This window comes from Wolbachia endosymbiont of Drosophila tsacasi (assembly GCF_028982115.1).
Classification (GTDB): domain Bacteria; phylum Pseudomonadota; class Alphaproteobacteria; order Rickettsiales; family Anaplasmataceae; genus Wolbachia; species Wolbachia pipientis_B.
In genome coordinates this window covers 25026-32173 of the sequence record NZ_JAPQLJ010000043.1, presented here as the reverse complement: position 1 = coordinate 32173, position 7148 = coordinate 25026, and the positions used below count along the sequence as shown (strand labels likewise).

The window sequence follows — 7148 nt, the reverse complement described above, 5'->3', positions numbered from 1 at the left end:
CTTCAATTTTCCCTTCAATTTTTCCTTTCTCTATACCTTTTTGTATACCTTTCTCTTCAGCAAGATCAAGTCTGTATTCAAGAATGGCTTCTTCTTTGCATAGATCCATTATTCTTTCTTCGTAAGCTACTAAATCTTTTTCGTCCCAACGAAACTTGTCTAATTCATCATATGCTAGCTTTATTATTGGCGCTTTTTCTGCTATCTCTTTTAAGTCCTCTTCTGTTGTTTCTTCTGCGTATTTAAAAAAGAAACACCACCTTTCTACTATACTTTCTAACTGCTCTACTTTGCTTTTTGAAAATTTTGGTAATTCTATAAAGATAAATTGAAAATCTTTTAAGTAATGGCCGTTAGTTTTTATATCACGTATATTATGAGTAGAGATATAATCAATTTCTTCAGGAAGTAAGTTACAATTTGATATAGCAATAAAGAAGACTTTCTTTAAATCAATGTAGTTGCCAGATTTATCTAATTGTCTTGAGTAGGCTTTAGCGGCATATAATTGAGCGCGTTTTTCGAAGCCCTTGTCTCTAGCGAGCTGCATTTCTGCTATATATCTATTTCCGTGAGAATCCTTGCAGAGAACATCAACAATACTTTGTTTATCAGAGGCAACTTCGGGATCCATAATAGTGCTAAGAAACTCAACTTCTTGTATTGCATTTATCTCAGTAAACCCTAAAATATCGTTCAAAAAGTGGATCAGGATATTCTTATTTTTTTCCGTTCCAAAGATTTTTTTGAAATACAAATCATTCCGAGGATCGAGAAATTTTGAAAGAGCCATGGCAAAAATGCTTAAAATATTAACAATTATACACTATTATTAACAATTATTCAACCATATTTTTGAAGATATAGCTAAAGTGGCTTAGGTTTGCCTACAATTTGAAAAACCGTCATTCTGCTACTCGTTAGCGGAATCTATGCTGAGATACCGCGGCGGTATGACGTAGGGAAACCTTTCTTGAGTTAGCTATAGCTATGCCGCCGTGGCGCTAATACGTAGCGGAATGACGGTTTTTCAAATTGTCGTAAGTCAGTTTAGCTATAGGCAGCAATTTTCTGTGTTTATTTTAAATTGAAGAAAGCTCAAATGAAAGATCGTGCTTTGCTAAAAATCACAGAATGCAGTCTGGTTACAAATAAACTATTTTGATAGTTAATGTGGTCTAGTTTTGACGTATGGACTATCCAAAGAAAAGGGTGGTATCATAACCTCAAAAATTTTTATGCTTTCTTCGTTCAGAAATTCATACTTACCCTGCATTACTCCTGACGGTGCATTTAAGTATGTTCCACTTGTGTATTTAAATACCTCTCCAGATCTTATCACAGGTTGTTCTCCGATAACACCAACTCCGGCAATTTCATTTATTTTTCCCTTATAATCTATTATTTGCCAATGACGACTTAATAATTGAATAGTTGATTGGCTTTTGTTTTTTATCTTAACGTTATACATCCATACATAGCAATTTTCATAAGGAATGGATTGCTCTTCAATATAAATTGGCAAAACTGTAACTTCAACAAAGTTGGTAGTTAGTGTGTACTCTATCATTATAGAATATTCATGATAAAAAGATAGTACTTTAATTATATACTTTTTTCATAGATTTTTCAAGTATACTTTAATTAGGAAATATCAATTTATAGTATGAATGAACCAGATGCACTTAGCAAAAAAGTAATAGGAATAATAGGTGGTGGACAATTAGGTAAAATGACTGCTATCGCTGCAACAAAACTTGGACAAAAAACACATGTTTTTGCCAGTGCTAAGGACGATCCGGTTTGCTCTGTTGCTGATGATTTCACAATAGCAGATTTCTCTGATAAGAAAGCGCTTGAATCTTTTGCACAGAGTGTGGATTTGGTCACTATTGAGTCTGAAAATATTCCATGTAGTGCAATTGATATCGATGTAAATTTTTATCCGGGTAAAAAAGCGTTACACATTGCGCAAAATAGGCTTAGAGAGAAAGATTTCATTAGAAGCTTGAGTATAAAAACTGCTGAATACAAAAGTATACAAAATTATAATGAGCTATTAGAAAGCAGTAGAGCTTTTGGCTATCCAACAAGGCTGAAAACAACAGAAATGGGTTACGATGGAAAAGGGCAATATGTGCTTGAGAATGATTCTGAAGTGAAGCAATTTGCTTCCTTTGATTGGAATACAGAGTACATACTTGAAGCAAGTGTTGATTTACTGAAAGAGGTTTCAATAGTCATTGCAAGAGATAAAAACGGTAAAGTAGCTTTTTTTCCTATAGCAGAAAATTACCACGTTGATGGAATACTTGATACTTCAACAGTGCCAGCTAAAATAGATAGCAATTTAACTCAAGAGGTACAACGAGCTGCAAAGAAAATAGCAAATGCGCTCGATGTAATAGGAATTCTGGCTATTGAATTTTTTGTTACTAAAGATAACGAATTGTTAGTTAATGAACTAGCTCCAAGACCTCACAATTCTTGCCACTGGAGCTTGGATGCATGTAACGTTAGTCAATTTGAACAGCTGGTTAGGATAATATGCGGGCTACCTATGCAGGAAGTAGTGTTACGCTTTCCTTGTATGACGAAAAATATAATAGGTAATGATATATATGATTCTCATAACTATTTGAGCAACGAAAAAGCTAGTTTAACCATATATGGGAAAAAAGAGGTTAGAGGTAAGCGTAAGATGGGACATGTCAATATAGATTTAAGTTATTGAGTCTCTCTTATTAGAATCTCAAGAATCTGCACTATATTTAATGCTGCGCCTTTGCGCAGATTATCAGCCACTATCCACATATTTAATCCGTGTTCAACAGTATTGTCTCTTCTAATACGCGATACATATACAGCATTCTCCTGTACAACATCAATTTGAGTGATGTATTCACCGTCTTCACGCCTGTTGTACACTAAAACTCCACTATCTTCGGCTTCACTTAGCATTTCACGAGCTTGTTCTTCAGTGATATGTTGATCAAATTCTACATTTACTGCCATAGCGTGACCGATAAAGACGGGTACTCTTACACAAGTTGCAGTAACTTTTATATCTTCCTCTAAAATTTTTTTTGTCTCCTCTTGCATTTTCCATTCCTCTTCTGTAGAACCATTCTCCATGAATTTCCCTATATGGGGAATGCAATTAAACGCTATTTGTTTCAGAAATATCTTAGGCTTTTTAGTCTCATTCATGAAGATTTTTTTTGTCTGGTCATAGAGCTCATCCATTGCTGCTTTGCCTGCACCAGAAGTCGATTGATAAGTTGAAGCAACGATTCTCTTTATTTTTGCTTTCTGGTGTAATAGATGTAGTACTAGCAACATCTGTATTGTAGTACAGTTTGGGTTGGATATTATGTTGTGGTTTTTATATTCCATAATTTTTTCTTTATTAATCTCTGGAATAATGAGCGGCACACCCTCTTTCATTCTAAAATAGGAACTGTTATCTATCACGATGCATCCAGCCTGTGTTGCAATTGGTACATACTTTTCAGAAACATGATATCCAGCACAGAAAATGGCTACATTAGTTCCAACGAAGTCATAATCCTCAAGACATAAAACTGTTAACTCTTTGTCACCAAAACTCACCTTCTTCCCTTCTGATTTTTTCGATGCAAGTGCAATTACAGAATCTATTGCCTCATCTTGAAACTCAGCAAGCGTGCTTAATACCTCACGCCCTACTCTCCCAGTTGCTCCAATAACAGCAATTTTGTATCCCATATAGATGAACCTCTAACTTTAAAGTTCTATTATATTTTGACTGACAAAATTTACAATTGTTTTAATATTTTTACCTTGCAATTAATTGTAATTTAGCTATTATTATGCAATATTAGTAATATTACATAATAAAGTGAAAGATAAATAAAGAATATGATGAAACTAAGGTTAAACCTGCAATGTCTACACCTCAAGAGCCTAAAAGAGCCAATGGATTAAAGGCTCAAAATGTTCTTTCGAAAAAAAGAAAGCCTGCAATAAATTTTGATGATAAAAAATATGGTGTAAAAAACCTTAAAATAGACCAACAGTTCCTAAATAAAAGACAAGAATCTTCAAAGCTAAGAGATTTCTTAAGATCAATACCAATAATAGGGAGATTTTTAGCAAGGATTTTCACATCTGAAAAAATAGAAATCATCAGTAACCCTATATATGACAACATGGAAGCATATGAAAAATCGCAAGCAGGTCACTCCAGTAAGATAAAAGGTGAGATTAGTGTAGATGATGAACACGCAAAAGAAGTAGATAGTAAACTTGAGAAGGGTAATGTTGAACAAGTGGACAATAAGCAAAGTCGTGATCCATAAATATCAATCATTTAAAAATTATCTCTAGCTATAACATTTGCTATACAGAAACTCTGCGATACCAAAATAAATAAAGAGGTACGCCACTTGCGGTGAATAAGCTCGCGATCAGCAAGGTATTCACAGAAGTTTCAAATATTACCCAGCAGCAAAAGGTTGTTGCTATACTGCCAATTAAAAATTTGTAATAGTTTTTCTCCTTTATAATAACCTTAAGAAAAGCAAGACTGCATGCAAGGTAAACAAATAAAAATGAAACTACAGAAAAGTCGATAATCGATGTAATCTGCTGGGCAAAATTGTTGTTTGAGGTGAGAATTAGTAAAACTGAAGTGCCAATGGAGCTGATTGTTATGCCCCAGAAAGGAGAACCGTGCTTGTTTCTTTTAGCAAAGAACTGTGGCATCAGTTTATCTTCAGCAAGGCCAAAAGCAACTTGCCCGCTGGATAAGACCCAAGCGTTTAAGGTACCAATACAAAAAATAAACGCAATTATAGAAATAATCAAGTGCCAATTGCCAGAGGCCATAATTTTTATCGCGTCAACATATGGTGCTCTTGAACTTGCTAAATCATTGCCATTTATTAATCCTATAATTGCGAGATTGTTGACAAAATACACAACAGCAACAGAAATTGTGCCAAGCACTATGGCTCTGGGTATAGTTTTGCCTGGATTATTAACCGAACCAGCTGGTGCTGTTGCCAATTCAACTCCAATAAAACCCCATAGAGTAATAAGTGTAGAGCGGGCAAGAATCTGCGATGTTGTAAGATTTGATATTTTTCCACTTATGGTGAAGTTATTTCTATCAAAAAAAAATAATGCTGCTATAGGTATTACAAGCAATACAGAAATTTTTATAACCGTCAATAAGAACTCAACACGTCCAGCAGTAGCTACTCCTCTAAAATTTGTTAGTGTAATAATTGTGAGTAATAACATCTCTAAAAACAGATGTACGTTTTGAATATCCTCATGGAAAAATGGTGTAAGATAACCAACACCTACAACTATTACAGCTGTTGTGCTAACCCATGAAATCACCCAATATGTCCAACCAACAAAGAAAGCTGCAGCAGGGCCAAAAGCATGCTTTACATAAACGTGAGGACCACCCGTTTCTGGAAATTTTGCGCAGAGTAAGGCAAAAACCAAAGCAAGAGATATAACACCAAGCCCTGATATCACCCAGCTTATAAGACTATAAGCACCATACGGAGCAAGGCTAATTGGGAGCATAAAAATTCCAGAGCCAATTTGACTACTAATCACTAAGGCAAAAATAGTCCAAAAACCTATTTTATTTGACACAATAATTTCTATCTAAATAGATTAATAATATGGCTTAAGTTGGAAAACTTCAACGAATAAGTAACTTAACTCGTGTATACAAAAGTTAAATGAGCGTGGACCTGCGGTACCAAAATAAGTACGTAGGTATACTACCTAAAATAAACAAGCTTGAGGTCAATAATGTATTTATAGGAGTCTCGTATATTATCCAGCAGCAAAAGGATACAGCTGCACTCCCAATTAAAAATTCGTAATAGTTTTTCTCTTGTATAATAACCTTGAGGAAAGCAAGACTACATGCTAAGTAGATAAATAAAAATGAAACTACAGAGATATCAATAATTGAAGTTACTTGCTTAGCAAAATTTTTGCTTGATGTTAGAATAAGTAAAACTAACATTCCCAGAGTACTGAGTATTATTCCACAAAAAGGAGCATCGTACTTGTTTCTTTTAGTAAAGAATTGTGGCATTAATTTATCTTTTGCAAGGCCTAAAGTCACTTGTCCATCAGCTAAAAACCAAGCATTTAGATTACTCACGGAAACGATAAAAGCAAGAATGGAAATAATAAAATGCCAATTACCTGGAAGCATAATTTTGACTGCGTCAACGTATGGTGCTTTTGAATTTGCTAGGTCGTTACCACTTATTAACCCCATAATTGAAAGACTATTAATAAAATATATAACAGCAACACAGATTGTGCCAAGCACAATGGCTCTTGGTATAGTCTTGGCTGGATTATTGACTGATCCTGCAGGTGCTGTTGCTGATTCAAGGCCAATAAAACACCATAGAGTGAGTAGTGTAGAGCGAGCAAGGACTTGAGACATCGTGAGGGTTGATATTTCCTCACTTGTGATAAAATTATTCCTATCAAAGAAAAACAACGCTGTTACTGGTATTGCAAGCAGTGCAGTAATTTTAATAATTGTTAATAGAAGCTCAACACGGCCGGCAGTAGTTACTCCTCTTAAGTTTATTAGCATAATAGCTAAAATTAATGTTATTTCTAAAAACAAATGTATACTTTGTATATCATTATGAAAAAGTGGAGCTAAATAACCAATACTTGCAACTGTGACAGCTGTTGAGCTAACCCACGAACTTACCCAATACGTCCAACCAACAAAAAAAGCTGCATTGGGGCCAAAAGCATGCTTTACATAAACGTGAGGACCACCCGTTTCTGGAAATTTTGCGCAGAGTAAGGCAAAAACCAAAGCAAGAGATATAGCACCAAGCCCTGATATTACCCAGCTTATAAGGCTATAAGCGCCATATGGAGCAAGGCTAATAGGAAGCATAAAAATTCCAGAGCCAATTTGACTACTAATCACTAAGGCAAAAATAGCCCAAAAACCTATTTTATTTGACACAATAATTTTTATCTAAATAGATTAAGAATATAACTGAAGCTCGGAAATTTCAATCGATCTTTATAAAAATTGCATTTTTCTCAATTTATTTCTAAAATAGATTATGTTAACAGATGATTAAGAGGGGGTT

Annotated in this window: 7 protein-coding genes; 2 read left to right on the top strand and 5 right to left on the bottom strand. The window is 34.6% G+C overall.

Going from position 1 to position 7148, the window contains the following annotated elements; all coding sequences use genetic code 11:
- Both OZD70_RS03070 and apaG read right to left on the bottom strand, forming a co-directional pair.
- Positions 1-793, bottom strand: a 793-nt coding sequence (locus OZD70_RS03070) for an Rpn family recombination-promoting nuclease/putative transposase (protein WP_275020213.1), incomplete at its 3' end; no start/stop codon positions are given.
- Positions 794-1168: 375 nt separating this feature from the next.
- Positions 1169-1570 carry a Co2+/Mg2+ efflux protein ApaG gene (gene apaG, locus OZD70_RS03065; protein WP_182183905.1) on the bottom strand — a complete coding sequence of 134 codons (402 nt, stop codon included), beginning with the start codon at positions 1568-1570 and terminating at the stop codon, positions 1169-1171.
- Positions 1571-1666: 96 nt separating this feature from the next.
- Between apaG and OZD70_RS03060 the strand changes: the two genes are divergently transcribed.
- Entirely contained in the window at positions 1667-2734 is a 1068-nt protein-coding gene (locus tag OZD70_RS03060) for a 5-(carboxyamino)imidazole ribonucleotide synthase (protein ID WP_275020813.1), read from the top strand.
- Here the strand turns inward: OZD70_RS03060 and OZD70_RS03055 are convergent.
- Positions 2728-3747 (bottom strand): aspartate-semialdehyde dehydrogenase, encoded by a 1020-nt coding sequence (locus tag OZD70_RS03055; protein ID WP_275020811.1) that lies wholly within the window; start codon positions 3745-3747, stop codon positions 2728-2730. The genes OZD70_RS03060 and OZD70_RS03055 overlap by 7 nt on opposite strands.
- Positions 3748-3887: 140 nt before the next feature.
- Between OZD70_RS03055 and OZD70_RS03050 the strand changes: the two genes are divergently transcribed.
- The gene (locus OZD70_RS03050; protein ID WP_182183911.1) at positions 3888-4340 is read left to right on the top strand and encodes a hypothetical protein; all 453 of its coding nucleotides are present in this window, start codon (positions 3888-3890) and stop codon (positions 4338-4340) included.
- A 40-nt stretch (positions 4341-4380) separates the two neighbouring features.
- On the opposite strand, the gene OZD70_RS03045 is transcribed toward OZD70_RS03050, so the two are convergent.
- Entirely contained in the window at positions 4381-5655 is a 1275-nt protein-coding gene (locus OZD70_RS03045) for an APC family permease (protein WP_275020809.1), read from the bottom strand.
- An 85-nt stretch (positions 5656-5740) separates the two neighbouring features.
- On the bottom strand, positions 5741-7018 hold the full coding sequence (locus OZD70_RS03040) for an APC family permease (RefSeq protein WP_275020807.1): 1278 nt from the start codon (positions 7016-7018) through the stop codon (positions 5741-5743).
- Positions 7019-7148: the final 130 nt, after the last annotated feature.

Coding starts and splice junctions, on each gene's coding strand:
- apaG (WP_182183905.1), bottom strand. CDS start 1,570: ATGATAGAGTACACACTAACTACCAACTTTGTTGAAGTTACAGTTTTG.
- OZD70_RS03060 (WP_275020813.1), top strand. CDS start 1,667: ATGAATGAACCAGATGCACTTAGCAAAAAAGTAATAGGAATAATAGGT.
- OZD70_RS03055 (WP_275020811.1), bottom strand. CDS start 3,747: ATGGGATACAAAATTGCTGTTATTGGAGCAACTGGGAGAGTAGGGCGT.